The organism is Uliginosibacterium aquaticum (genome assembly GCF_012972705.2).
Taxonomy (GTDB): Bacteria; Pseudomonadota; Gammaproteobacteria; order Burkholderiales; family Rhodocyclaceae; genus Uliginosibacterium; species Uliginosibacterium aquaticum.
The window spans coordinates 63183-87550 of the sequence record NZ_JABCSC020000001.1 but is presented as its reverse complement, the minus strand read 5'-3'; the positions used below and the strand labels follow the sequence as shown (position 1 = coordinate 87550).

Genomic DNA, 24368 nt, shown 5'->3' with positions numbered 1-24368 from the left:
TCTTCACGGATACCCCGGCGCCCCCTGCCCCGACGGGTTTAAGCCGAAAGCGATGTTTCCTGCCGGTCGCGCCAGCCGCACCGTGTCAGGTTTGGTCCGACCTGCGCTTCATTGCGCCATCGGCAAGGCGGCGCCCTTGGGCCACAGCAGCCACATTTTGCCCTGCTGGCGCATCTTGCCGGCCTGCGCGCCGGCTTCCGCCCCGAAGCCCCAGAAGAAATCCGCCCGCACCCGGCCACGGATCGCGCCGCCGGTATCCTGCGCCAGCATCAGGCGGCGCACCGGCTTGCCATCGGGCATCGCAAAGCTCAGGAACACCGGCGCGCCCAGCGGCACCGTGCGGGTATCCACCGCGATCGCGCGTCCGCCCGTGAGCGGCACACCCAGCGAACCCTTGGGGCCTTCACCATTAGCCGCCTCTTCGCGGAAGAACACATAACTCGGATTGGCATTCAGCAGCTCGGAGAGGCGCTGCGGATTCTCGCGCGCCCACTTCTGGATGCCCTGCGCGCTGGCCTGCGCCAGGGTCAGCTCGCCACGGTCAATCAGCCAACGGCCGATGGACTTGTAGGGGTGGCCGTTCTGGTCGGCATAGGCGATGCGCACGCGGCTGCCATCGGCGAGTTGCACCTGTCCCGACCCCTGCACCTGCAGGAAGAAAAACTCCACTGGGTCGTGCGCCCACAGCAACACCTTGGCCGGGAAAGCCTCGCCGGCCGCTTCAATCTGCGCCCGCGACCAGTAGGGCACGACCTTGCGCCCCTCGATGCGCCCGCGCAGGCGGAGGGACTTCGTTTCCGGATAGACCTCGCCCAGATCGAGTTGCAGCAGATCGTCCGGCAGCGCGTGTACCGGCACCGGATTCTTCGCGCTCTTCCAGCGGCTGCCCTGAATCAGCGGCTCGTAGTAGCCGGTGATCAGGCCTTCCTGCGAACCATCCGCGTTCTGGATCTGCAGCGGCTGCAGGCGCTCCTCCAGAAAGGCACGCACCTGCGCGCTGGCGGGCTTGTCGCCCAGCGTCTTTGCGGCCTCGCAGGTGGCCGCCCAGGCGGCCTTCACCTCAGCCTGGCGGATCGCCCGGCACGAGGCCAGCAGGCCCGGCCAGGCTTCGTCGAGCTTATCGCGCGACCAGTCCGGCAGCTCGCTCCAGGCCGCTTCTCGGAAGGCCGGCGCGGCGGGAGCCGACTGGCTCACCGGTGGCTCGGGCTTCTTCTCCGGCTCGGGGCACACCGGGCACACCGGACAGCTCTCGCCACTCGCCGGCTCAAGCGGCACGCTTTGCGAAGCACAACCTGCAATCAACAGCCCTGCCAGAATCCACGCGTGCTTCATGCTTGCCGCCCTCGTTGGTGAAGCCGGGAAGTATACTGGGCGGCCCACGCCAATGTGTGGGAGCGGCCATCGGCCGCGCAGGGTTCGCGGCTGATGGCCGCTCCAACAGGAAAATCGCATGAGCCCCGAACTTGAACGCCTGCTGCTCCGCGCCGAACACGTGCTGGCGCACTTCGAAGCCCTGCTCCCCCCTGCCCCACCTGCGCCGGACTGGAGCGCGCTGGCGCATCGCTGGCGCACCCGTCAGGGCCGGGGCTGGCTGGAGCCACTGCACAACCTGCACAGAATCCGCCTCGCTGACCTGTGCGACATCGATGAGCAGAAAGAACGCGTCGCCACCAACACGCGCCAGTTCGTACTCGGGCGCCGTGCCAACAATGTGCTGCTCACCGGCGCCCGTGGCACCGGCAAGAGCTCGCTGGTGCGGGCCGTACTCACGGAATACGCCGACCAGGGCCTGCGCGTGATCGAAGTCGACAAGACCGATCTCACCGACCTGCCGCACATCGTCGAGCTCGTCGCAGCTCGCCCGGAGCGCTTCATCCTGTTCTGCGACGATCTCTCCTTCGAGGATGGTGAGCCGGCCTACAAGGCCTTGAAAAGCGTACTCGATGGCAGCTTCGCGGCGGTGCCGGACAACGTGCTGATCTATGCCACCAGCAATCGCCGCCACCTGATGCCGGAATACATGAGCGACAACCTGCAGGCCCGCCATGGCGACGCCGAGATCCATCCGGGCGAAGCCGTCGAGGAAAAGATCTCGCTGTCAGACCGCTTCGGTCTGTGGGTGAGCTTCTACAGCTTTACCCAGGATGAATATCTTGACATCGTGCGCCACTGGCTCACGGTCTTTGGCGTCAGCCTCGCCGCATGGGAGGAAAGCATCCGCGCCGAGGCCCTGCTGTGGTCGCAGATGCGCGCCTCGCGCACCGGCCGGGTGGCCTGGCAGTTTGCGCGGGATTTTGCGGGACGCACCGACGCCTGACGACACCCCCATGCTTGACCCGCTTCAGCTCACCGGTCGCAGCGACAGCCACATCCGCGAATTCCAGTTCGCCGATGGCACGACGTTTCGCGCCCACTCCGAAGCGGCCTTCGCGTTTCTGCGCATGCGCGAGGCCGCCGCTGCCGAACGCATCGATCTGCGCCCGGCCAGTGCCTTCCGCAGCTTCGATGCACAGCTCGGCATCTGGCAACGCAAGTGGCGCGGCGAACTGCCTTTATACGACGCCACGGGCAGGCAGATTGACGACAGCACCCTGGACGACGCCGGACGCGTCAGCGCGATCCTCGAATGGTCGGCCCTCCCCGGCGCCAGCCGCCACCACTGGGGCAGCGACTTCGATGTCTTCGATCAGGCAGCACTGCCAAACGGCTACCGCCTGCAACTGCTGCCCGAGGAATATGCCGCCGAAGGCATCTTTGCCTATCTGAGTCAGTGGCTGGACCAGAACATGGCGCGCTTCGGTTTTTTCCGGCCGTATGATGCCGAGCGTGGTGGCCTGCATCCAGAGCCCTGGCATCTGTCCTACGCACCCGTCTCGCAATCCGCACTCGCCTCACTGAGTCTCAGCCTGCTCGAAGAAGCCATCCTCCCGGCGGAACTCCCGGGTAAATCCATCGTCCTGAATCGTCTGGCCGCCATTCATGCCAGCCAGGTCTGTCTCGTATCCAATGCCAATGCTCTGGCCTGACGCCTCCCAATCATGAAAAAAATCACCCACGTCGCCGCCGCCGTCATCACCCGCCCGGACGGCTCATTCCTCCTCGGTCAGCGCGCGCCTGACACGTTCTACCCTGGCTACTGGGAATTCCCCGGCGGCAAGGTGGAAGCCGGCGAAACGCCGCGTGAGGCGCTGGTGCGCGAGCTCGCCGAAGAGCTCGCCATCGAGGTCGAAGTGGCCAACCCCTGGCTGACCCGCGAGCATGTGTATGAGCACGCCCATGTGCATCTGCACTTCTTCGAAGTCACACAGTGGCGGGGCGAAGCGCATGCCAAGGTGCACAGCGCACTGGCCTGGCAGCAGGCCGATGCACTTGAGGTAGGCCCGATGCTGCCGGCCAACGGCCCGATCCTGAAAGCCCTGCGCCTGCCTCGCGTGATGGGCGTGACGCAGGCTGCGCAGGTCGGCGTGAAAACCCAGCTCGCCGCGCTGGATCGGGCGCTGGCCAATGGCCTCAAATGGGTACAGGTGCGCGAGCCGGACATGCCACCCGTCGAACGCGCCGCCTTCATCGCTGAAGTCGAGGCTCGCTGCGCCAAGGCTGGCGCCCTGTGCAGCCTGAACGCGGCCGAGATCGAAGCCTCAGCTCACCCCGGCGCCAACCTGCACCTGCCTGCCCGCCTGCTCATGCAGCTCACCGCGCGACCGGAATCTGAATGGGTCGGCGCCTCCTGTCACACCCGCGCCGAGCTGGAGAAGGCTGCCGAACTGGGGCTGGACTACGCGCTGCTGGGCCATGTGCAGCAAACGCCCAGCCACGCCGGTCAGCCGGATCTGGGTTGGGTGCGCTTTGTCGAACTGTGTGCCGGACTGCCTCTTCCGGTGCTGGCCATTGGTGGCCTTACGCCGACGGACATGGCTCACGCCCGCGCGCATGGTGCGCACGGCATGGCGATGATTCGCGGGGCGTGGGCGTAGGGCGCAATCGAAGCGAAGCGCATTGCGCCGCGGCGTGATTCGCCCAGCCGGCGCAATGCCCTGCGGGCGATTGGCGCCCTACAGCTTTCCCTCTTCGTCCGACAGCGGCTCTTCCTGCCCCGGCACCACATAGGCACCCGACGCCCAGGCGCCGATGTCGATGAGCTTGCAGCGCTCGGTGCAGAAGGGGCGATACTTGTTCTCGGGCGCAAACAGCGCGGGTTTGCCGCATTGCGGGCAGGTAACAGTACGGGGCTTGGCGGGGCTGGAAGGCTGACTCACTGCAAGGTCTCGGGAGCGTTGGAAATGAAACTGGCGACATGCGGCTCTTCGCCATTCCAGCGGAAAGCCATGCGCCAGCAGTTGCGGCCATCGGCCTTGGCCTGATACAGCGCACGATCTGCAGCCTGCACCAGGCTGTCGACATCATGCGCGTGCAATGGGGCCAGCGCGACACCGATACTGATGCTGAGCTGGCAGGTTTCGTCGTTGAATTCGAGGCGGAGTTGTTCGGCCCGCTGGGCCACTCGCCGCGCGATATAGGCGACGCTCTCGAGGGTCGGCTGGGCCACCAGAATGGCGAACTCGTCACCACCGAGGCGGAACAGCAACTCGTTGCGGCGGATCACCTGACGCAGCTCGGTAGCCAGCGCACAGAGCATCTCGTCACCGCTCTGATGGCCATGGGCCTCGTTGATGTCCTTGAAGTTGTCCACGTCAAAAATCAGCAAACCCAGCGCCTCCTTGCGCCGGTTGCTCTCGGCGAGCATGCGCCCCAGGTCTTCATGAAAGCGGCGCCGGTTGTAGAGACCGGTGAGCGGATCGCGCTCGGCCAGTTCGGTGAGGCGCGCCTGGGTCTGCAGGGTTTCCGTGATGTCCTCGAAGATCCATACCCGTCCGATCAGCATGTCGCCTTCAGCGGAGGGCACGCCTGACGAGCGCTCGCGGATCACCCGACCATCGCTGCAGTAGATGTCGTAGACGGTGTTCTCCTGCTGCTGGCTGACGACCTCTTCAACGTGCTGCAGGTAGGCCTGGTTGTCGACGCGCTGCGCCCCGGTCTTGGCCAGAACGATCTCGTCGCGCACGCCCACCATATCGTTGCGGTCGCCCAGCCCCCACATCGTCGCACAGCGCTGATTGGCATACACCACGCGGTGGTCGTGATCGACGAACAGGATGCCCACGCTGAGCATTTCCAGCAACGCCGCCAGACGCATGCGTTCGTCATTGCTGCGTTTGAGGTAGTGTTCCTTGAGCGCCTGGGCACGACGCAAGGCAGCCACGTTTTCGAGCAGTTTGAGCTCGGCATCCTTGCGCGCCTGCACATCCTGAGCGGACATGCGGATGCCGCAGATGCCGCCCTGCGCGTCACGCAGTGAATACCAGCGGCAGGCATACCAGCGCAGCGTGCCGTCGCGATGCTGCACACGCAATTCCTGGCCCTCTCGCGGCTCGCCCTGCAGCGCAACCGTCAGCATGGCCCGCAGGCTGCCGTGATCCTTGGCATACACCCACAGACAGGCCGGGTCAGCGGCCTGAAGGCATTCAGCCGCGCTGTAGCCGGTCAGCGTGTGGACCGCCGGATTGGCCCACACCAGGCGCCCATCCAGATCGAAGAGCAACTCGAGGCCGGGCATGTCCTCAGCCAAGGGGCGGTAGAACTCCAACTCGCGCTGCAGACCGGCGATCTTCTCGTCACGATCTTCCAGCAAGCGCAGCGTGGCCTCGCGGCCCCGATCAAAGAGTTCCCAGCCAAGACTCGGCATGTGCGGCAGGCTACCGTCAATGACCGAGTCTTCCAGGCGCCGGATCATGCGGCGGGCATTGTTCTGGGCGATCTCGCGCGAAGCGAGAAAAGCGCCAGTCACCAGCAGGATCGTAACCAAGGCCGTGATGCTCGCCGCCAGCAGCGTGGTCGCTTCGACGCCCCCATTGGCCACGCTATCCACCACGAGGTCCACCGAGCCAGCGACAAGGCCTGCACTCAGCGCATAGATGCGCAGCATGCGCAACCAGCGGCGATAGTGAAGGTCTTCCGGAAAGAGGCGCTTGCGCAGGTCGTGCAGCACGCGTCTGATCCTCAGCCCGGCAGCAGGGACTTGATGAAAATCTTGGAGCGCCGCTGGAAGTTGTACAGATCGCGCTTGCGCTCGGGCAGCTCCTCCGGCCCGGCCTCTCGGAAGCCCCGCTCGCGGAACCAGTGCTGGGTGCGTGTAGTGAGCACGAAGAGCTCCCTGTAGCCAGCACTACGCGCGCGCTCGGTGATGTGCTGCATCAGGCGCTCACCGAGACCGGCGCGACGGAATTCGCTGGTCACTGCGAGGCAGGCCATTTCGGCCATGCCATCTTCAGGGAAGGGATACAACGCAGCGCAACCGACCACCACACCATCGTGCTCGGCGAGCACGAAACGATCGATCTCCATCTCGATCAGCTCGCGGCCGCGCCGTACCAGGGTGCCATCGGCTTCGAGCGGGCCGAGCAACTGCAGCAGGGTGGCCACATCGTCGATGGTCGCGTCGCGCAGGCGATGCAAGGGCTCACGGCTGACCATGGTGCCCACACCCTGACGGGTGAAGAACTCCAGCAGCAGCCCGCCGTCCTTGTCGCGATCGATCAGGTGGGCACGTGCCACGCCGCGCCGCACAGCCTTGATGGCGCGCGGCAGGAAGAGGTGCAGGTCCTCGGTGAGACCGACGCCAGCATTGAGCTTGCGCTCGGCCTCTTCGGCGGTGATGGCCTCGATCAGGCGACCTTCTTCATCCAGCAAGCCCGGCGCATCGCACAGGTAGATCAGCTTTTCGGCCTGCAGGGCAATCGCCACCGCTTCGGCTACTTCTTCCATCACGAGGTTGAAGATTTCGCCGGAGGGTGACACGCCGAGGTTGGAAATCAGCACCACGTTCTGCTGATCCAGATCGGCCTTGATTTCCTCGGCAATCACGCGCCGCACGGTGCCGGTATATTGATAGTCGACTCCGTCAACGACACCAATCGGCCGCGCGGTAATGAAGTTGCCGCCAGTCACGCGCATGTAGGCGCCGGCCATGGGCGTATTCGGCAAGCCTTGCGACAAGGCCGCCTCGATATTGATGCGAGTGACGCCGACCGCCGCCTTGACGCACTCCAGCCCGGCTTCGTCGGTGATGCGCAAGCCCTTGTGATAACGCGACTCCTGCCCGCGCCGGGCCAGTTCGGCCTCGATCTGCGGCCGCGCGCCATGCACCAGCACCAGACGCACGCCCAGCGCGGCCAGCAGATTGCAGTCGTGACACAAGTCTTCCATCAGCTCGCCCTGCGCCACTTCACCGCCAAAGGCGAGCACGAAGGTCTTGCCACGGAAGGCATGGAAGTAAGGCGCGGCGCCGCGCACCCAGTCGACGAAACGAATGGCTTCGTCATCGCCCATGCGCACCGCGGCGGAGAGGTTGGCGCTGAGTACCCGGTTTTCCTGATTCATTCTGTCCATCTCAATAGTCGCCCCACAGGGCCATCATCGCGGCCAGCGCCGCCAGACCCGCCGTCTCGGTACGCAGCACGCGCGGTCCGAGACTTACGGGCGTGCAACCGGCGGCCTGCGCAGCCGCCAGCTCCTTGTCACTCCAGCCCCCTTCCGGGCCGATCAGAAGGCTCACAGGCTCCGTCGGGCGCGGCATGGCCGACAGCTTAGTACCGCCCTCCGGCGCCAGAATCCAGCGCTCACCGGCCATCGGCTGTGCCAGCCAAACCGGAAGTTTCTGCAGCTCACCCACCGCACATAGATGACTGCGCCCACATTGCTCAGCGGCGGAAACCGCCACCTGCCGCCAATGCTCGATGCGCTTGCCAGCGCGATCGCCAGCAAGCTTCAGCACACAGCGCTCGGCATCCACCGGCTGAACGCCCACCGCACCGAGCTCGACCGCTTTCTGTACGATCCAGTCCATCTTGTCGGCTACCGCCAGCGCCTGTACCAGCGTTACCGCCAATGGCGCCTCACGCTGCACATCCAGCTTTCTGTCGAGGCGCACCGCCGCCTCACCATCAAGTTTGATCAGCTCGCCAAGATACTCCGTGCCCGCACCATCGAACACCACGATGGACTCGCCATAAGTCAGGCGCAGCACGCGCAGAGCATGGTGCGCCACTTCGGCAGGCAGGCGCAGACTCTGGTCGGCAGCAAGTGGCAGGGGGCAATGGAAGCGTGGGGGCATGGTGCTATGATCGTTCAGCTCGCACGCGCGAGCATCGAACATTATATGGCCGGGCATCCCCGGCTGCCTCGCCGAATCCACCCGAGAGTCCGCCATGCCTCTGCTTGCCCGTGCCCGTGCGCTGGAATCCGTCGTCCGCGATGTGGCCCGCGAGGCCATCATGCCGCACTTCCTGCGTGCCGCCCGTGAGTTCAAGGACGACGGCAGCTCGGTCACCGCCGCCGATCTGGCCTCGCAGCAGGCCTTGCTTGAACGCCTGCCGGAAGTGCTCGATGCCCCGGTGATCGGCGAAGAGATGACGCCCGAGCAGCAGCTCGAGTGCTGGCAGGCCGGCCAGGAAGGCGTGTGGTGCATCGATCCGATCGACGGCACCACCAATTTTGCCAACGGCGTACCGCTCTTCGCCGTCTCCGTTGCCTATCTGGTGGGCGGCGAAACCCAGTTCGGAGTGGTCTACAACCCCACCACCGACGAATCCTTCTACGCCGCCAAGGGCGCCGGCGCCTGGCTCAACGGCAAACGCCTGCCGCTGCGCGCCCCTGCCAAACGCCTGGCCTTTTCGGTGGCCGGCATCGACTTCAAACGCATTCCGAACAAGCTGGCGGCCAATCTGGTCATGACGCCACCGTATTACTCGCAACGCAACTTCGGCTCCTCGGCGCTGGAGTGGTGCTTTGTCGCAGCCGGCCGGCTGGACGTTTACCTGCACGGCGGCCAGGCCCTGTGGGATTACGCTGCCGGGCGCCTGATCCTTGAAGAAGCCGGTGGCGTGTATGGCGTGCTGGATGGCGGCCCACTGGAAGCGGCCCCGCTGCCCAAGCGCGCAGTGGTGCTGGCGGCGGACCCCGGCCTCTACGGCGAATGGTTGGCCTGGCTGCAGGTTCATCGTCAATGAGCGCTCGTCATCCGATCATTGCCGTAACCGGCTCCTCCGGTGCCGGCACCAGCACCATCTCGCGCACCTTCGGCCACATTTTCCGCCGCGAGGGCATCCGCGCCGCCTGCGTGGAAGGCGATGCCTTTCACCGCTACTCACGCAGCGAAATGCAGGAAAAGATCCTCGCTGCCGAGCTACGTGGCGAGCGCGGCCCGAGTCATTTCGGAATCGCCGCCAATCTCTTCGACGAGCTCGAAGCCCTCTTTGCCGGTTATGCCGAAACCGGCCAGGGCCTCAACCGGCGCTATCTGCATGACACCGAAGAAGCCCTGCACCGCGGCCTGCCACCGGGCAGCTTCACCCCCTGGGAAGCCTTGCCCGAGGATAGCGAGCTACTCTTCTACGAAGGCTTGCACGGCGGCGTGGTGACCGACAAGGTAGATGTGGCGCGGCATGTGGATCTCCTGATCGGCGTGGTACCCACCATCAACCTGGAATGGATCCAGAAGCTGATGCGCGACATGCAGGAGCGTGGCCACAGCCTGCCGGCCGTGCAGGACACCATCCTGCGCCGCATGGACGATTACGTGCACACCATCGTGCCGCAATTCTCGCGCACCCATATCAACTTCCAGCGCGTGCCGATCGTCGATACATCCAACCCTTTCGCCGCCAAGGATGTGCCACTGCCCAACGAAACCCTGGTGGTGGTGAGTTTCCGCAACCCGGCCGGCGTCAACTTCCCGGAACTGCTCACCCTACTGCATGGCAGCTGGATGACCCGCCCAAACACCCTGGTCATGCCAGGCCCAATGCTGGAGCTGGGCCTACAGGTGATTTTGCTACCGCGAATCAAGGCTTTGCTGGAGAAACGCGCTGCAGCGCAACATTCCGGGTAAACCCGAACGGATTGAGTTCCATCAATTCCAGCCCACCCCGGCTCAGCTATCGTTTCTACGAAAATTCGTAATTCAAGGCTATCAATCGCCGGTGGCGAAGCAGCGGGGCTTGTCAGATAATGCAAGGTTCCCGACCCCTGATGGCGCACCGCCGAGATCCAACATGAGCACCCGCACCCCCAGCATCGAATTCACTCCCCTTACCGGCGCCATCCGTGCGCTGGCCATGGATGCCGTCCAGCAAGCCAATTCAGGCCACCCCGGCGCGCCCATGGGCATGGCCGAGATCGCCGAAGTGGTGTGGCGCCGCCATCTGCGCCACAACCCGGCCAACCCGGGCTGGAGCAACCGCGATCGTTTCGTGCTCTCCAACGGCCACGGCTCGATGCTGCTGTATGCGCTGCTGCATCTCACGGGCTACGACCTGCCGCTCGATGAGCTGAAAAAATTCCGCCAGCTCGGTTCCAAGACGCCTGGCCATCCTGAAGTGCATTACACCCCGGGCGTCGAGACCACCACCGGCCCGCTCGGTCAGGGCATCGCCAATGCCGTCGGTTTCGCGCTGGCCGAGAAGATGCTCGCCGCCAGCTTCAACCGCCCGGGCTTTGACGTCGTCGACCACCGCACCTGGACCTTCCTCGGCGATGGCTGCCTGATGGAAGGCATCAGCCACGAAGTCGCCTCGCTCGCCGGCCTGTGGAAGCTCGGCAAGCTCACCGCTTATTACGACGACAACAACATCTCCATTGACGGCGAAGTCGGCGGCTGGTTTGCCGACGACACCAAGAAGCGCTTTGAAGCCTATGGCTGGCAAGTGATCGGCCCGATCAACGGCCATGACGCTGCCGCCCTGCAGGCCGCGACCGAAGAGGCCAAGGCCGACAGCGAACGCCCGGCCCTGATCATCTGCCGCACCACCATCGGCGCCGGCGCCCCGACCAAGGCCGGCACTTGCGACGCACACGGCGCCCCGCTCGGCGCAGCTGAAATTGAAGGCGTGCGCAAGGCCATCAACTGGCCGCATCCGGCCTTCGAAGTGCCGGCTGACATCTACGCCCAGTGGGATGCCAAGGCCGCTGGCGCCAAGGCTGAAGGTGAGTGGAATGCTCTATTCGCCGCCTACGCCGCTGCACATCCGGAACTGGCCGCTGAACTCAAGCGCCGCGTTGCTGGTGAACTGCCGGCCGGCTTCAAGACTGCCGCTGACGCACTGATCGAAAAGGTTCAGGCCAAGGCCGAAACCATCGCCACCCGCAAGGCTTCGCAGAACGCCATCGAAGCGCTGGCACCGAGTCTGCCCGAGCTGCTCGGCGGCTCGGCCGATCTGGCTGGCTCGAACCTCACGCACTGGTCTGGCACCAAGGATTTCCTGCCGGGCGTGAATGACGCCAACTACATCAACTACGGCGTGCGCGAGTTCGCCGAAGTGGCGATTGCCAACGGCATTGCGCTGCATGGCGGCTTCATCCCCTACACCGCCACCTTCCTGGTGTTCTCGGACTACTGCCGCAGCGCGATCCGCATGGCCGCGCTGATGCACATCCGCCAGGTCATGGTGTTCACGCACGACTCGATCGGCGTGGGCGAAGACGGCCCGACCCACCAGCCGGTGGAGCACACAGCTTCGCTGCGCCTGATCCCGAACCTGAATGTCTGGCGCCCAGCCGACACCACTGAAGCCTCGGTGGCCTGGATTCACGGCATCGAGCGCGCCGATGGCCCGACCGTGCTGGCCCTGACGCGTCAGAACCTGCCTTTCAGCGCCCGCAGCGCCCAGCAACTGGCCGATATCCGCAAGGGTGGCTACGTGCTGGTTGATGCCGCCGACGCCAAGGCCGTGATCATCGCCACCGGCTCCGAAGTGGGCGTGGCGCTGGCCGCGCAGAAGCAGCTGGCGGAAGCCGGTGTGCCGGTGCGCGTGGTGTCGATGCCTTGCAATCGGTTGTTCGATCAACAGGACGCCGCCTACAAGGCAGCCGTGCTCGGCAAGGGTTTGCCACGCGTGGCGATCGAAGCCGGTGTGTCGGATGGCTGGTACAAATATGTCGGGCTGGAAGGCGTTGTCATCGGCATGGACCGTTTCGGTGAATCCGGCCCTGGCGGTACGCTGTTCAAGCACTTCGGCTTCACGCCCGAGAAGGTGGTCGAAGCCATCAAGAGTCTGGTTTAGACTGTTTGTTTTTCGCGCACCAGGGTGCTCCCCCGCTCCGGTGAAGCCGGCAGGATTCAACAGTCCGGCGCAGCACGCGATGGTGGTGGATTGTTCAACAATTATTTTTGTTCTCAGGAGTAAGACAAGATGGCAATCAAAGTCGGCATCAATGGTTTCGGTCGTATCGGCCGCATGGTGTTCCGCGCCGCCGTGCAGAACTTCAAGGACATCGAGATCGTTGGTATCAACGACCTGCTCGAGCCTGATTACCTTGCTTACATGCTCAAGCACGACTCCGTGCACGGCAAGTTCAAGGGTGAAGTCTCCGTTGAAGGCAACACCCTGATCGTGAACGGTCAGCGTATCCGCCTGACCGCCGAGCGCGATCCGGCCAACCTGAAGTGGAACGAAGTCGGCGCCGATGTCGTCGTCGAGTCCACCGGCCTGTTCCTCGAGAAGAGCGGTCAATGGGGTGCTGACAAGCACCTCGCCGCCGGCGCCAAGAAGGTCGTGATGTCCGCTCCGTCTAAGGACGACACCCCGATGTTCGTGTACGGCGTGAACCACGCCAGCTACGCCGGTGAGGCCATCATCTCCAACGCTTCCTGCACCACCAACTGTCTGGCTCCGGTCGCCAAGGTGCTGAACGACACCTTCGGCATCAAGCGCGGCCTGATGACCACGGTGCACGCTGCCACCGCCACCCAGAAGACCGTTGACGGCCCGTCCAACAAGGACTGGCGCGGTGGTCGCGGCATCCTCGAGAACATCATCCCGTCCTCGACCGGTGCTGCCAAGGCCGTGGGCAAGGTGATCCCCGAGCTGAACAAGAAGCTGACCGGCATGTCCTTCCGCGTGCCGACTTCCGATGTTTCGGTGGTCGACCTGACCGTGGAACTGAACAAGGAAGCCAGCTACGAAGCCATCTGCGCCGCCATGAAGGCTGCCTCTGAAGGCGCTATGAAGGGCGTGCTGGGCTACACCACCGAGAAGGTCGTGTCGACCGACTTCCGTGGCGAGTCCTGCACCTCGGTGTTCGATGCCGACGCCGGCATCGCCCTGGACTCGACCTTCGTCAAGATCGTGTCCTGGTATGACAACGAGTGGGGCTACTCCAACAAGGTGCTGGAGATGGTCCGCGTCGCAGCCAGCAAGTAAGACCCGAACGAGCCGCTGAGAACCAGCGGCTCGTTTTTTTCGGCTCCCGCCGGGAGGTTGGCCATGCAATTCCGGAAACTCAGCGATCTCGATCTCGCCGGCAAGCGCGTGTTCATCCGTGCCGACCTCAATGTGCCGCTCGACGACAGCGGCAACATCGGTGACGACACACGCATCCACAGCGCACTACCGGCGCTTCAGATAGCCCTCGCTCAGGGCGCAGCGGTGATGGTCACCTCGCACCTGGGCCGCCCCACCGAAGGCGAGCCGAATCCTCAAGACTCACTGGCGCCAATCGCTACGCAACTGAGCCGCTTGCTGGGCCGCCCTGTACCGCTGGTTCCGAACTGGATCGGCGGAGATTTTGAACTCGAACCCGGCCAGATCGTGCTACTCGAAAACTGCCGCCTCAACAAAGGCGAAAAGAAGGACAGCCCCGAACTCGCCGCCCGCCTCGCGAAGCTCTGCGACATTTACGTCAACGATTCTTTCGCCACCGCCCACCGCGCCGAATGCACCACCCACGCCCTGCCGCTGGCTGCGCCGATCGCCTGTGCCGGGCCATTGCTGGCCGCCGAGCTGGAAGCTCTGAGCAGAGCCCTGGAAACGCCCGAACGCCCCTTGCTGGCGATTGTCGGTGGCTCCAAGGTATCCACCAAGCTCGCCATCCTTGATAGCTTGGCCGACAAGGCCGATCAGCTGATCCTTGGCGGCGGGATCGCCAATACCTTCCTGCTGGCGGCCGGTTACCCGATCGGCCGCTCGCTGGTGGAGACCGATCTGGTGCCTGACGCCCGGCGCATTCTCGACAAGATGGTCGCACGTGGCGCAGCAGTGCCCCTGCCGGTGGACGTGGTGGTGGCGCGGGAATTCTCGCCGCACGCCGAAATTTCGATCAAAAGCGTCGCCGAAGTAGGCGATGAAGACATGATTCTTGATATTGGTCCGGAAACCGCTGGAAAACTCACGGCACAATTGCAGACTGCCCGTAGCATCGTGTGGAACGGACCGCTCGGCGTCTTCGAATTCGACGCCTTCGCCGAAGGCACCCGCATGCTGGGCAAGGCGATTTCAGAATCCTCGGCCATGAGTCTGGCAGGTGGTGGCGACACCATCGCCGCCATCGCCAAATTCGGCATCGCAGAACAGATCGGTTACATCTCGACCGCCGGCAGTGCTTTCCTCGAGTTTCTCGAAGGCAAGACCCTGCCAGCCATTGAAGCCCTGCAGCAACGCGCACACTGAACCGCCCGGAATTCACTACTACCGCTAAACTCCGCCTCCCGATGAGCAAACAAGATACTCCGGCTGCCAAGCCTGCAAAGAAACCCGCCGCGCCGCGTAAAGCTGCGCCCAAGGCTGCCCAGGCAAAGTCCGCCACTCAATCCCCCTCTCTCCAAAACACTTCCAACGAAGGAGTCTCCATGCAACGTCACACCAAGATCGTCGCCACCCTCGGCCCGTCCTCCAATGATGCCGAAACCCTCGAGCGCATGATCCGCGCCGGTGTCGACGTCGTGCGCCTGAACTTCTCGCACGGCAAGGCCGAAGATCACATGAACCGCGCCAACGTGGTGCGCGAAGCCGCCAAGCGCGTCGGCAAGCCGGTGGCGATCCTCGCCGACCTGCAAGGCCCGAAGATTCGCGTCGGCAAGTTCGCCAACGGCAAGACCTTCCTCGAGAAGGGTCAGAGCTTCATCCTCGACGCTGAATGCGAACTGGGCAACGACGAGCGCGTCGGCCTCGACTACAAGGAACTGCCCAACGACGTGAAGCCGGGCACCATCCTGCTGCTGAACGACGGCGCCATCGTGCTGGACGTGGAAAAGGTCATCGGTGCCGAGATCCACACCCGCGTGCGTCATGGCGGCGAGCTGTCCAACAACAAGGGCATCAACCAGAAGGGTGGCGGCCTGACCGCTCCGGCGCTGACCGCCAAGGACATGGAAGACCTCAAGACCGCTGCCGCCATCGGCATCGAGTACGTGGCCGTGTCCTTCCCGAAGAACGCGGCTGACATGTACATGGCCCGCACCCTGCTGCGCGCTGCTGGTTCCAATGCCCTGACCATCGCCAAGATCGAGCGTACCGAAGCGGTTGAACCGCAGACCCTGCGCGAAATCCTCGAAGCCTCTGACGGCCTGATGGTCGCCCGTGGTGACCTGGCTGTGGAAGTCGGCGAAGCCGCCGTGCCGGCCCTGCAGAAGAAGATGATCAAGCTGGCGCGCGAGATGAACAAGCTGGCCATCACCGCGACCCAGATGATGGAGTCGATGATCTCCAGCCCGGTGCCGACCCGCGCCGAAGTGTCCGACGTGGCCAACGCCGTGCTGGATGGCACCGATGCCGTGATGCTGTCGGCCGAAACCGCTGCCGGCAAGTATCCGGTTGAAGTGGTCGAAACCATGGCCCGCGTCTGTGAAGAAGCCGAGAAGTCCTACCCGAACACCCTGGACCAGGACTTCCTGAACCGCAACTTCACCCGCATCGACCAGTCGATCGCCATGGCCGCCCTGTTCTCGGCCCACCACCTCGGCGCCAAGGCCATCGTTGCCCTCACCGAATCGGGCTCCACTGCGCTGTGGATGAGCCGTATGCACTCGGGCACCCCGATCTACGCCCTGACCTCGCAGCAAGACACCGTCGGCAAGACCGCGCTGTACCGTGGCGTGTTCCCGATCGCCATGCCGCGCATCACCGACAGCAGCGAACACCTGCTGCACGAAGCCGAACTCACCCTGATCAAGCACAAACTGGTGCAGCCGGGTGACATCGTGGTCGTGACCGTGGGCGAACCGCTGGGCCAGTCCGGCGGTACCAACAGCCTGAAGATCGTCAAGATCGGCGGCTGAGCCTAAGCCCGCGCTATGCGGGTTTATGCAGCAGTCCGCCTGAAGGCCAAAAACGGCTCTCCTTGCAAAAGGGGGGCCGTTTTTTCATGAGGCGGGAATTGTGCACATGCGATAACAAGTTCAGCACGGTAGAATCGCGTCCTGCAGGGTGGCTGCCAGCAGTCATCACGAACACTTCGACAATCCCAGAGGACTCCCATCATGGCTCTCGTTTCCATGCGCCAGCTGCTCGACCACGCAGCCGAATTCAGCTACGGCCTGCCCGCGTTCAACGTAAATAACCTTGAACAGGTCACCGCCATCATGGAAGCCGCCAATGAGCTAGACAGCCCGGTGATCATGCAGGCCTCGGCCGGCGCCCGCAAATACGCCGGTGAAGCTTTCCTGCGCCACCTGATCGACGCCGCCGTCGAAGCCTATCCGCACATCCCGGTCGTCATGCACCAGGATCACGGCCAGAGCCCGGCCGTGTGTATGGCCGCGATCAAGAGTGGCTTTTCCTCGGTGATGATGGACGGCTCCCTGCTGGAAGACGGCAAGACCCCGTCCTCCTATGAATACAACGTCGAAGTCAGCCGCGAAGTGGTGAAGTTCTCGCACGCCATCGGCGTTTCGGTGGAGGCTGAACTGGGCTGCCTCGGCTCGCTGGAAACCGGCATGGCCGGTGAAGAAGACGGCATCGGCGCCGAAGGCAAGCTGGATCACAGCGCCATGCTGACCGATCCGGATCAGGCCGTCGACTTCGTCAAGCGCACCCAGTGTGACGCGCTGGCGATTGCCATCGGCACCAGCCACGGCGCCTACAAGTTCACCCGCAAGCCCACTGGCGACATCCTTGCCATCGACCTGATCAAGAAGATCCACGAGCGCCTGCCCAACACCCACCTGGTGATGCACGGTTCTTCCTCGGTGCCGCAAGAGTTGTTGGCCATCATCCGCCAGTTCGGCGGTGACATCGGCGAAACCTACGGCGTGCCGGTCGAGGAAATCGTGCAGGGCATCAAGTACGGCGTGCGCAAGGTGAACATCGACACCGACATCCGCCTGGCCATGACTGCCGCCGTCCGCAAGTACCTGTTCGAGAACCCCTCCAAGTTCGACCCGCGCGACTACCTCAAGCCGGCCCGTGCCGCCGCCCAGGCCATCGTCAAGGCACGCATGGAAGCTTTCGGTTGCGCCGGTCAGGCCAGCAAGATCCGCCCGATCGCGCTGGACAAGATCGCCGCGGCCTACAAGAGCGGCGCACTGGCCCAGCAGGTCAAGTAAGCAAGTACTTGCCGCACTGACAAGGCCTCCCGCGCGGAGGCCTTGTTCTTTTCAAGGACTCAGTAGCGCCCGGTACGCCGGTCGTATGCCTGCGAGAAGCGCTGACTCAGATCCGGATCGCGTTCCACCGGCCCCTTGGCGTCGAACTGCACGCGCACACTGCCGTCGGCCTGGCGCCACACCTGTATCGTCACCGCAATCCCCTCGCGCGTGCCGCGGATCACGCCGCTGGCCTGATCCTGACTGCTCAGGGTGATGCCGGCATCCTGAGCCGCAGCCAGCGCACCGTACCAGGCCCGCTCGAAGTTGCTTGGCGAAGCCGAAAGCTGGCCAGGGCCAGGGGGCGATTCGTAATAAACACAAGCCGCCAGCACGCTGGTGGTCAGTGCCGCAAGAAGAGCGGAGCGAAGAATTCTATACATGCGATCTCCCGACAACACGTGCTTGGCAGCCGCATTGTGCCATCAGGCCGCAGCCGTCTCGCGCAATAAGCCCTCACCTGCACCAAGGTCCAGCTAAGATCGGCCTCAAGCCTCGTCCCTACAGATCATCACCTTGCCACATACCGCTCCCCTTCCCGACGCTGCCGAAGAGCTCGAACTCGCCGCCTCTGACGACGCCATCGAGGCCTACCTCGCCCGATTCAATGCCCGCCTGATTCACGGCAATGACGCCATCGCCATCGAGGTGACGGGCGAAGCGGCCGGCGTGCCCTTCCGCCTGGTGCCGGATCGCGGCTCACTGGCGCGGGTGATGAAGTGGCGCAAGCTGCACGCGGTGCAGCGTCTGGCCCTTGTACAGGAGCGCCTGAATGCCGACACCCTGGCCGAGTTGCAGGTCGAGATCGAGCGCTTCGTGGCCGGCATCGAGCGTCGCGCACGCCAGGCCGGGCTGGATGCGGCCCCTTTTCTGGGCGCCCTGCAGACCGGCCGCGAGCTGGCCAGCCGGCGCTTTCAGGTGGTGGAAGACCGCCTCGCCGAAGCACTCTATCAGCAGCAGGAACACAGCCAGGCCGAAGCTGCGCTGCACTCGGTACGCCTCGCCCGCTACCCGGAGTCCTTCGAGCTGGCCGCCGGCATGCGCCGCCGCTTCATCGCCATTCTTGGCCCGACCAACTCGGGCAAAACACACCAGGCCATGGAAGCGCTGGCGGCTGCCGCAAGCGGCGTCTACCTCGCGCCGCTGCGCCTGTTGGCGCTCGAGAACTACGAACGTCTGGTGGACCGGGATGTGGCGGTGAGCCTCGTCACCGGTGAAGAGCGCCGCCTCACCGAAGGCGCTACCCATGTCGCCAGCACCATCGAAATGATGGACGCCACGCGCGCGGTGGAGATCGCCATCATTGACGAAATCCAGATGCTCGAAGATCTGGAGCGCGGCTCGGCGTGGACCGCTGCGGTCTGCGGCGTGCCGGCGAAAACCGTGTACCTGCTCGGCTCGCTCGCCGCGCGCCCGGCCATCGAAGCGCTCGCTCAGCGCCTCGCCTGCCCGCTGGAAGTCATCACCCTGCAGCGCAAGTCGCCACTGGAGATGGAAGCCCAGTGTGTCGGCAGCGTCGGCAAACTGCAGCGCGGCGACGCGCTGATCGCCTTCTCGCGCCGCGAGGTGCTGGAGTGGGCAGCCAGCATCACAAAAGCCGGGCTCAAGGTCGCCACGATCTACGGCAATCTCTCGCCTGAAGTGCGCCGCGCCCAGGCACAGCGCTTCCGAGATGGCGAGGCCGATGTGGTGGTGGCCACTGACGCCATCGGCATGGGCCTGAATCTGCCGATCCGGCGCGTGGTGTTCAGCACCGCCAAGAAGTACGACGGCATTTCCGAAGATCTCCTGCCGGCCTGGCTCACCCACCAGATCGCCGGCCGCGCCGGGCGCTACGGCATTCACGAAGCAGGCCATATTGCCGGCTTCGACGATCACACCCACCGCCTGATCGCACGCCTGATGAAGACCCACGCCAGCGCCCTGCCGCGGCGGGGTTTCTACGTCACGCCTTCGCTGCAGCAGCTCGAAGCCATCACCCGCGCCACCGGCGAAAAGTCACTGGCCAAACTGCTCGAACTGTTCTCGCGCAACATCGACCTCTCGGACGACTTCTTCCTGCCCGGCAATCTGGAGGAACAGATCAACCGCGCATTGTGGCTGGATCAGCTGCGCCTGCCACTGGCACAGCGCTTTACTTTCTCGCTGGTGCCGATCTCCAGCCGCGTGCCCATGCTCAACGACGCCTGGCAGAACTGGGCGCGCAATGTCGCCCGGCAGCGCCCCAACTACCTGAGCGAAGACCTCGAAGCCTTCGAACGCGCGCGCTTCCCGCTGCAGGCCGCCGAAGACGCCTGCAAGAAATATTCAGCCTATGCCTGGCTGGGCTATCGCCTGCCGGATTACTTTCCGGATGCCGAAGCAGCCGTCGAAATTGCCCGCGAGACTTCGGAGCGCGTCGACCGCATGCTTGCCACCCAGCACCAGAGCCATCAGCGGGCCGCGGCGCGGGATGATCGCTTTGGCTCAAAGCCGGGCCCGCGGCGCAGCAGCGGGCCATCGCGCGGCGGGCATCTGCGCCGGGGGCGCTGAAGATTCGCCTTGCCGCAGCTTTCCACTACAATTGCGCCTCCCCCAACGCAACACAGGAATCCCGTCATGGCACGCATGGTCAAGTGCATCAAGCTCGGCACCGAGGCCGAAGGCCTCGACTTCCCGCCCGTTCCCGGCGAACTGGGCAAGAAAATCTGGGAAAACGTCTCGAAAGAGGCCTGGCAGCAGTGGATCAAGCATCAAACCATGCTGATCAACGAAAACCGCCTCAACCTGATGGACCCGAAGGCCCGCAAATATCTCGCCGAACAGATGGATCGCCATTTCTTCGGCGGTGGCGCGGATGCCGCCACCGGCTTCGTTCCGCCCGCCCAGTAAGCGGCCAAAGCCCCGCGCAAGGCACCGGACAGCTTCCGGTGCCCGCCGCCCGTTTCCGCTTCCCTTCATTTCTTTCCACGGTTTCCCGCCATGAGCCAGCCCCTCTACGAATCCTCGATCAACAGCCTGCCGCTGCTCGCCCGCGGTAAGGTGCGCGACATCTACGCCGTCGATGAGGACAAGCTGCTGATCGTCACCTCGGATCGCCTGTCGGCCTTCGACGTGATCCTGCCGGATCCGATTCCGCGCAAGGGCCAGGTGCTCACCCAGACGGCCCTGTTCTGGTTCGACAAGCTGGCCCACATCCTGCCCGGCCAGCTCACCGGCATCGCTCCGGAAGACGTAGTGGCCGCCAGCGAACGCGATCAGGTGCGCGGCCGCGCGCTGGTCGTGAAGCGCCTGAAGCCCCTGCCGATCGAAGCCGTGGTGCGCGGCTACATCATCGGCGGTGGCTGGAAGGATTACCTCGCCACCGGCCAGGTCTGTGGTCACACCCTGCCGGTCGGCCTCAAACAAGCTGCCAAGCTGGCACAGCCGCTGTTCACGCCCTCGACCAAGGCCGAGATGGGCACGCACGACGAGAACATCGATTTCGCCAAATGCGTCGAACTGATGGGTGAAGACCTGTCCGCACGCGCCCGCGATGCAGCGATCCAGCTTTATTCGGAAGCACGTGATTACGCAGCCAGCCGCGGCATCATCATTGCGGACACCAAGTTCGAGTTCGGCGTGGATGCTGCTGGCACCCTGCACCTGATCGATGAGGCCCTGACGCCGGACTCCTCGCGCTTCTGGCCCGCCGACAGCTACGCGGAAGGCATCTCACCGCCGTCCTATGACAAGCAGTATGTGCGCGACTATCTCGAGACGCTGGACTGGAACAAGACCGCCCCGGGCCCGCGCCTGCCGGCTGACGTGATCGAGAAGACCAGCGCCAAGTACGTGGAAGCCTACGAGCGCCTCACCGGCAAGCAACTCGCCGACTGAGCCTGCGACTGGCTCATCCCCCGAGGGCCGCCCTGTGCGGCCCTTGTCACGTCTACGGCGCCTGAGCATACGGCCACGCATGGACACCCCCAGCGGCCTTGCTACAATCGTTCGCACAAAAACACTCCGGGGATATCCATGAAACACATCGCACTGGCAACGGTTTGCCTGATATTGGCGGCCTGCGCCTCCACACCACTGATCGTTGAAGGGCGCTTCCTGCAGATCGGGCCAGCGGACGCCGCATTTTCAGAAATCCCGTTCGAAACCCGTGGCACCTGCGAGATGGTCTTGAAAGAGATGCCTTACCGCCAACGCAAGATCAGCCGCTGCGCAGCCAGCAGTGCAAATCTGGCTTACGGGTTTGACAGCAAGCCGCCGCTGTTCGAGCCACTGGTCATTTCCGCACGCACCATGGAGGCATGCGAAAAAGCGCACGCGGGTAGCTTGAAGTCCGAAGCCAAGGGCAACGGCAAGGTCTTGTCTGAATGCCACAAACTCTGATCGGACACCCAATGCGCCACTATCTTTCACTCGCGCTGCTATGCCTCACGCTCGCCGCCTGTGGCGCCAAGATCCTGCGTGCCGACGGCCCGTACCTGCAGGTCGGACCGACCGATGCGCCACTGAATGAACTGACCCTGCCGGACAAGGAACATTGCGAATATCTGATCGGCATTTTCGGCAACCAACCCGTGCGCTGCACGGCGGAGTCCATCAAGCTGCCATTTGCCGGCAAGGTCCGCAACGATTTCTGGAAGCTCTCGATCCCGGTCACCGGGCGCACACTCACGGCCTGCAGCGAAACCCTCAGCCGGATCGGCAAGAGCAAGGGCTGGGACATCGAGGAGGCCTGCGTTCAGGTGGGTGAGCCGATTGCAGCAACAGCGGCCAGCGTCGACATGGACAAGCCAGCATCACGCAGCACCCGTAGTCCAAAGAAACAAACGCCAGCAGCTCAGAGCGGCCAAGCGGCCACTCCCTGATTCCGGCAGGCACAAATCGGGCAGAATACTTGCTCCCGCCCGCTGCTGCCGGAGCCCCTGCCCATGCGCTGCCCTGCTGCCCTACTGACCCTGCTGCTTGTACTTGCCGGCTGTGCAGCCCCCACGCCTCCCAGGCCTGCACTCAGCATCGAGCCGGGCCGTCTGCCGACAGCAGATCTGGCGCTGGACATCCCCGGCCTCGGCCCCTGCACCGACAACCCGGAACGCAGCCTGCACCTGCGCAGCGGTGAGCCCTTGAACATCATGGTGCACGGCTGCTTCGGCTCCAGCGGGGAATTCCGCTCGCTGGCCCAGGTGCTGGCCTTCCACGGCCAGCAAAGTGCCTGCTTCACCTACGACGATCGTGCCGCTCTGAACGACAGCGCCAGCGCCCTGCGGCGTGCCCTGCGTCAGCTCGATGAACAGGGAAAGACGCCCCGGATCACGGTGATCGGCCACAGCCAGGGCGCACTGATCACGCGCCGGGCGCTCAGCGATCTGCCGCTCAAGGAAACCCTGCCAGTTGGTGTACCGAAGGAACTGGTCACCGTATCCGGGCCCTTTGCCGGCATCAAAGCCGCAGCGCCCTGCGGTATCGGCTGGCTGCGCGTGGCGACGCTCGGCTTCATGCCCGTGTCGTGTCACATGGTCACCGGCGCCAAGTGGGCCGACATTACCTATTCCTCGCGTTTCATCCGCGAGCCCGGCGGACTGGCTCCGCAGGTAAGCCGCCATCTGAAGATCGACACCGACGAGCGCAATACCTGCCGACGCTTTGAAGGTAGCCGCTGCGTGGAGAGTGACGAGATTTTCGAGCTGGCCGAACAACGCCAGGTGGCGGTAGAGCAGGATCCGCGCGTCAAGCGCGTGGAGTTGCAGGCCGGTCACGTCGAAATCATCGGCGACCGCGAGGTGGCTCCACTCAAGCTGATCACCGCCCTGCAGGCCGAAGGCGTGATCCACCCGACTCCGGCGGCACAGCGCCCGGCTTTCCAGCAACTGCTGGCGCGGGTCTATGGCGATGCACGCCTGGTGTCCGCCCGCCCCTGAAACCCCACTACACGCTCCGGATTGCAAGCGAAGCGAGACGCGAAAACGAGCCGCAGACAGTGCTGAAGCACGGCAAGGCGAAGTTGACAAAGTATCGCTTCGCTTGCGGGCCGGAGCTCGTCAGGCCGTCAGCATCGCCATGGCGGCAGCGCGCCGGATGCGCGCTTCATCAAGCAGGCGGTTCACCAGTTCGTGATCGGCACCGGCGAAAGCTGCCTGGCGACGGGCGATCTGCTCTTCGAGCGACACGGTGGAGAAAGGATTCGGCGTACCAGCGGCCGAGTTGGCGAGAAACAGGATGTCCGAAAGCTTGCGCGGCGGCCAGCTGCCACTGCACTCCTCCTGCGCGTCAAGCGCGTCGGTGATGGTTTCCGGCGTACCGAGCGACTGCAGCACGGCCTGGCTCACGCGCCGATCCCAGTACAGGATGAACTCGGCCAGCTCGCTCTGCTCTTCGAGCAGCTCGGGGAATTCATGAGCCCGCGCCAGCAGGTAGAACTGGCCGATGTCATGCACCATGCCTGCCAGCAGCGCGGTATCCGGCACCGTGCTGTCGAGCTGGATGGCAATCGCATAGGACAGCGAGGCCACGTCCAGCGAATGCCGCCACAACTGGTCAGCCAGGCGCCACACCGGCGCAAACTCCTGAGCCGTGGCCAGCTGATCGCCGATCACGGCCAGTGCCAGGGTACGGGCATTATTCACCCCCACCCGCATCAGCGCGCGCTGCACATCCGTCACCTCCACCCCGGCCGGGTTGAAGAAGGCCGAGTTGGCCATGCGCAGCAGCTTCACCGAGAGCAGCGGCTCCAGGCTGATCACCCGGGACACCGACGTGAGGCTCGAATTCTGATCATCCAGCGCGCGCCGGATCTTCATCGTGGCTTGCATGCTGGTCGGGAAGACCAGTTCACCGCTCTTCAATTCCTTTTCGATGGCGGCACTGAAAGCCGCCCGCCGATCGCCTGTTTCCGCCATAGTCCAGCCCTCTCGCGCCGATTTTTGCCGCTCTGCCTTATTGACGGCAGAATGGCACCTGAACTTCAGTATTTGCCTCCAGG

23 protein-coding genes are annotated in these 24368 nt (G+C 64.3%); 16 read left to right on the top strand and 7 right to left on the bottom strand.

Annotated elements, in window-relative coordinates; genetic code table 11:
* Positions 1-108 precede the first annotated feature (108 nt).
* Positions 109-1332: a murein transglycosylase A gene (gene mltA, locus HJ583_RS00425; protein ID WP_170019542.1), complete on the bottom strand. Its 1224-nt coding sequence runs from the start codon at positions 1330-1332 to the stop codon at positions 109-111.
* A 118-nt stretch (positions 1333-1450) separates the two neighbouring features.
* Here mltA and HJ583_RS00420 point away from each other — a divergent pair, with 118 nt between their 5' ends.
* Genes HJ583_RS00420 through HJ583_RS00410 form a run of 3 tightly spaced genes read left to right on the top strand, consistent with a single transcriptional unit; the run spans position 1451 to position 3974 of the window.
* A complete protein-coding gene (locus tag HJ583_RS00420; protein ID WP_170019540.1) occupies positions 1451-2317 on the top strand; it encodes an ATP-binding protein in 867 nt (288 codons plus the stop codon).
* A gap of 10 nt (positions 2318-2327) precedes the next feature.
* The gene (locus HJ583_RS00415; RefSeq protein WP_170019538.1) at positions 2328-3026 is read left to right on the top strand and encodes a M15 family metallopeptidase; all 699 of its coding nucleotides are present in this window, start codon (positions 2328-2330) and stop codon (positions 3024-3026) included.
* 12 nt (positions 3027-3038) lie between these two features.
* Entirely contained in the window at positions 3039-3974 is a 936-nt protein-coding gene (locus tag HJ583_RS00410) for a Nudix family hydrolase (RefSeq protein WP_170019536.1), read from the top strand.
* Positions 3975-4052: 78 nt separating this feature from the next.
* On the opposite strand, the gene HJ583_RS19010 is transcribed toward HJ583_RS00410, so the two are convergent.
* The 4 genes from HJ583_RS19010 to HJ583_RS00390 form a co-directional block, all read right to left on the bottom strand.
* Positions 4053-4256, bottom strand: coding sequence for a DNA gyrase inhibitor YacG (locus HJ583_RS19010; protein ID WP_170019534.1), 204 nt, complete (start codon positions 4254-4256; stop codon positions 4053-4055).
* A complete protein-coding gene (locus HJ583_RS00400) occupies positions 4253-6046 on the bottom strand; it encodes a sensor domain-containing diguanylate cyclase (RefSeq protein ID WP_170019532.1) in 1794 nt (597 codons plus the stop codon). The genes HJ583_RS19010 and HJ583_RS00400 overlap by 4 nt, the downstream gene beginning before the upstream one ends.
* Positions 6047-6057: 11 nt before the next feature.
* A complete protein-coding gene (gene argA, locus HJ583_RS00395) occupies positions 6058-7386 on the bottom strand; it encodes an amino-acid N-acetyltransferase (protein ID WP_170021278.1) in 1329 nt (442 codons plus the stop codon).
* Between the two features lie 61 nt (positions 7387-7447).
* The gene (locus HJ583_RS00390; RefSeq protein ID WP_170019530.1) at positions 7448-8170 is read right to left on the bottom strand and encodes a 16S rRNA (uracil(1498)-N(3))-methyltransferase; all 723 of its coding nucleotides are present in this window, start codon (positions 8168-8170) and stop codon (positions 7448-7450) included.
* A gap of 94 nt (positions 8171-8264) precedes the next feature.
* On the opposite strand from HJ583_RS00390, the gene HJ583_RS00385 reads away from it, so the two are divergent.
* The 7 genes from HJ583_RS00385 to fba all read left to right on the top strand — a co-directional run bounded on the left by HJ583_RS00385 (position 8265) and on the right by fba (position 17374).
* A complete protein-coding gene (locus HJ583_RS00385) occupies positions 8265-9065 on the top strand; it encodes an inositol monophosphatase family protein (RefSeq protein ID WP_170019528.1) in 801 nt (266 codons plus the stop codon).
* On the top strand, positions 9062-9946 hold the full coding sequence (locus HJ583_RS00380) for a phosphoribulokinase (protein ID WP_170019526.1): 885 nt from the start codon (positions 9062-9064) through the stop codon (positions 9944-9946). The genes HJ583_RS00385 and HJ583_RS00380 overlap by 4 nt, the downstream gene beginning before the upstream one ends.
* A 163-nt stretch (positions 9947-10109) precedes the next feature.
* Positions 10110-12116, top strand: coding sequence for a transketolase (gene tkt / locus HJ583_RS00375; RefSeq protein WP_170019524.1), 2007 nt, complete (start codon positions 10110-10112; stop codon positions 12114-12116).
* Between the two features lie 129 nt (positions 12117-12245).
* Complete coding sequence (gap, locus tag HJ583_RS00370; protein WP_170019522.1) at positions 12246-13256, top strand: type I glyceraldehyde-3-phosphate dehydrogenase; 1011 nt, start codon at positions 12246-12248, stop codon at positions 13254-13256.
* A gap of 63 nt (positions 13257-13319) precedes the next feature.
* Positions 13320-14501, top strand: a complete 1182-nt coding sequence (locus HJ583_RS00365; RefSeq protein WP_170019520.1) for a phosphoglycerate kinase — start codon at positions 13320-13322, stop codon at positions 14499-14501.
* A gap of 179 nt (positions 14502-14680) precedes the next feature.
* Positions 14681-16108, top strand: a complete 1428-nt coding sequence (pyk, locus tag HJ583_RS00360) for a pyruvate kinase (protein ID WP_101942135.1) — start codon at positions 14681-14683, stop codon at positions 16106-16108.
* A gap of 201 nt (positions 16109-16309) precedes the next feature.
* Positions 16310-17374 (top strand): class II fructose-bisphosphate aldolase, encoded by a 1065-nt coding sequence (fba, locus tag HJ583_RS00355; RefSeq protein WP_170019518.1) that lies wholly within the window; start codon positions 16310-16312, stop codon positions 17372-17374.
* Between the two features lie 59 nt (positions 17375-17433).
* Here fba and HJ583_RS00350 read toward each other — a convergent pair whose 3' ends face one another.
* The gene (locus HJ583_RS00350; protein ID WP_170019516.1) at positions 17434-17796 is read right to left on the bottom strand and encodes a hypothetical protein; all 363 of its coding nucleotides are present in this window, start codon (positions 17794-17796) and stop codon (positions 17434-17436) included.
* A gap of 133 nt (positions 17797-17929) precedes the next feature.
* Between HJ583_RS00350 and HJ583_RS00345 the strand changes: the two genes are divergently transcribed.
* The 6 genes from HJ583_RS00345 to HJ583_RS00320 all read left to right on the top strand — a co-directional run bounded on the left by HJ583_RS00345 (position 17930) and on the right by HJ583_RS00320 (position 23307).
* The gene (locus tag HJ583_RS00345) at positions 17930-19945 is read left to right on the top strand and encodes a helicase-related protein (protein WP_217423222.1); all 2016 of its coding nucleotides are present in this window, start codon (positions 17930-17932) and stop codon (positions 19943-19945) included.
* Between the two features lie 66 nt (positions 19946-20011).
* Complete coding sequence (locus tag HJ583_RS00340; protein ID WP_101942139.1) at positions 20012-20284, top strand: oxidative damage protection protein; 273 nt, start codon at positions 20012-20014, stop codon at positions 20282-20284.
* Positions 20285-20374: 90 nt separating this feature from the next.
* A complete protein-coding gene (locus HJ583_RS00335) occupies positions 20375-21271 on the top strand; it encodes a phosphoribosylaminoimidazolesuccinocarboxamide synthase (protein ID WP_170019514.1) in 897 nt (298 codons plus the stop codon).
* Positions 21272-21409: 138 nt separating this feature from the next.
* A complete protein-coding gene (locus HJ583_RS00330) occupies positions 21410-21775 on the top strand; it encodes a hypothetical protein (RefSeq protein WP_170019512.1) in 366 nt (121 codons plus the stop codon).
* Positions 21776-21786: 11 nt separating this feature from the next.
* Positions 21787-22257 (top strand): hypothetical protein, encoded by a 471-nt coding sequence (locus HJ583_RS00325; protein WP_170019510.1) that lies wholly within the window; start codon positions 21787-21789, stop codon positions 22255-22257.
* A 63-nt stretch (positions 22258-22320) separates the two neighbouring features.
* Positions 22321-23307, top strand: coding sequence for an esterase/lipase family protein (locus HJ583_RS00320; protein ID WP_170019508.1), 987 nt, complete (start codon positions 22321-22323; stop codon positions 23305-23307).
* Positions 23308-23427: 120 nt separating this feature from the next.
* Here HJ583_RS00320 and HJ583_RS00315 read toward each other — a convergent pair whose 3' ends face one another.
* Positions 23428-24285 carry an HDOD domain-containing protein gene (locus HJ583_RS00315; RefSeq protein WP_158239195.1) on the bottom strand — a complete coding sequence of 286 codons (858 nt, stop codon included), beginning with the start codon at positions 24283-24285 and terminating at the stop codon, positions 23428-23430.
* Positions 24286-24368 lie beyond the last annotated feature (83 nt).